At 71.1% G+C, this 2,502-nt stretch carries 1 protein-coding gene; it reads right to left on the bottom strand.

What is annotated here, in order from left to right; translation table 11 throughout:
* The coding region (locus ABZ321_RS58150) for an AMP-binding protein (protein WP_354905683.1) at window positions 1-2,465 on the bottom strand (2,465 nt) is incomplete at its 3' end.
* Window positions 2,466-2,502 lie beyond the last annotated feature (37 nt).

Genomic DNA, 2,502 nt, shown 5'->3' with positions numbered 1-2,502 from the left:
AACGCCGACGGCGTCTGCGACAACACCGTCACCCGCTCCCGCTCCAGAAGATCCCAGAACTCCTCCGGAGACCGCGACACCTCAAACGGCACCACGACCACCCGACCGCCGTGCAGCAACGCCCCCCACAACTCCCACACCGAGAAATCAAACGCGAACGAATGGAACCACGTCCATACGTCATCGTTTCCGAAGTTGAACACTCCCCGGGTCGCGGCGAACAGGGCGACCACATTCCGGTGCGTGACCACCACACCCTTCGGGGCACCGGTCGACCCCGACGTGAACATCACATACGCCGCACAATCCACACCCACCCGCACACCGAACGGGGCATCAGACATCGACTCCGCAGCCGCATCATCCACGACACACACCGCGGCCGCGTCCGCCACCATCAACGCCACCCGCTCAGCCGGCAACGCCGGATCGATCGGCAGATACGCACCGCCCGCCTTCCATACCGCCAACAACGCGACGATCAGGTCCACCCCACGCGGCAGCCGCACACCCACCACCGACTCCGGGTGCACCCCACGAGCCACCAGAAGCCGGGCAAGACGATTCGCCCGAGCGTCGAGCTCCCGATACGACACCGTCACGCCACCGTGCACCACCGCCGGCGCATCCGGAGTCCGCGCCACCTGCGCCGCGAACAACTCCGGCACGGTGGCGTCCGCCACCACCGACCCAGTGTCGTTCCAGGCCGTCAGCATCCGGGTCAGGTCGGTCCCGCCGAGCACCGGCACCGCGGACAGCGGCGTGCGGGCACCGCCGTCGAGGCCGGCCTCCAGTGCCGGCACCAGACCCGCGACCACGGTCGCCATCAATGTGACCACCGACTGCGGATCGATCGGGGCGAGCGCGTCGACCATCAGGCCGAACCCGACACCGTCGTCATCGACGGCCACCGTGAGCGGGTAGTTCGTCCGTTCACGAACGAGGAGCTGCCGCACCCCGGGGTCGCCTGTGGGCGCGTCTGGCTGTGGCCGGCCGGGTTCGTTGTGGCGGTAGTTGAAGAGGGTGTTGAACAGGGGCACGCCGGCCGGCACGCCGCTCGCGCCCTGGGCCACGACCAGCGGGGTGTGTTCGTGCTCCAGAAGGCCGGCCAGTTGGCCGCGCATGGCGGTGACCGCGTCGACGACGTCGAGGTCGCCGGTGCGCACCCGCACGGGCAGGGTGTTGATGAAGAGGCCCGGGACCCGGTCCGCGCCGGCGCCCGCGTTCATCCGTCCGAACAGCAAGGTCCCGAACACGACGTCTTCGCGGGCCGAGACCGCGGCGAGGACCCGGGACCAGGCCACGTGCATGACCGTCGCGGGGCTGGCGCCGAGCCGCCGGGAGACCTCCCGCAGCCGCGCGCTCAGCTCGTCGGGCACGTTCCCGACGGCGCCGCTCACCGCGGAGCCGTCGCCGCGCGCGGTGCTGACGCCGAACGCCGCGGTTGGTTCGTCGATGCCCGCGAGGAGTTCACGGAAGAACCGTTCGTGTTCCTCGGCGCTGAGCCCGGATCGCGTCTGGGCGACGAAGTTCCGGAACGGCATCGGCGGGTTCAGGTCGCCGGTGCGACCGGCCATGATGGTCCGGACCTCGTCGTAGACGATCTCGATGGCGGTGTGGTCCTGGACGAGGTGGTGGATTCGCACCATGGCCAGCCACCGGCCGCCGGGCCGCTCGGCCACGTGCACGTCGACCAGCGGGGCACGCCCGAGGTCCATCGACAGCCCGGCCGCGGTCACGAGGGCCGCTGCCGGGTCGGGCGCGTCGGGCGCGATGCCGGCCACCGCGACCGGCAGGGTCGCCGTGCGCCACACCACCTGGACCGGCTCCCGCAGTCCGGCCCACACCACGGACGTGCGGAACACGTCGTGCCGGTCGACGATCTGCTGCAGTGCGGCTGTGAAGGCGTCGAGGGCGGACCGGCCGGGCAGTTCGAAGACCCGGGGGACGGCGTAGAGGTCGTCGCCACCGTCGGCGAGGAGGTGGTGGTACAGCAGGCCTTCCTGTAGCGGGGCGAGAGGGTAGATGTCGGCGACGTTGGCCGCGCCGCCGTCCACCGTGCCGGCGACGGCCTCGATCTCCGCCTCGGTCAGGTCGACCAGCGGCAGCATCCACGGGGTGATTTCCTGCGCGTCGACGGGGATGAGGTTCGGCGGGATGTCGGTCGTCACGGCACCGGCCGCGGCGGCCAGACCGGCCGGCGTCGGGGAGTCGAACAGGGCGCGCACCGCTACCGAGACTCCACGCGTTCGCAGCCACTCCACCAGGCGCACGGCGAGGAGGGAGTGGCCGCCGAGGGCGAAGAAGTCGTCGTCGACGCCGACCGCATCCAGGCCGAGCACCTCAGCGAACGCCTGGCACAGCAGCTCTTCCCGCACGGTCGCCGGACCCCGCCCAGCCCCAGCCACCGCGGCGAAGTCGGGGGCGGGCAGCGCCTTGCGGTCCAGCTTCCCGTTGACGGTCAACGGAAGCTCATCCAGGGCCACGACAGCCGACGGGACC

Source organism: Dactylosporangium sp. NPDC006015 (assembly GCF_040614215.1).
GTDB classification, from domain to species: domain Bacteria; phylum Actinomycetota; class Actinomycetes; order Mycobacteriales; family Micromonosporaceae; genus Dactylosporangium; species Dactylosporangium maewongense.
Note: the sequence above shows the minus strand (reverse complement) of the source record. Positions and strands in the feature narration are given on the sequence as shown.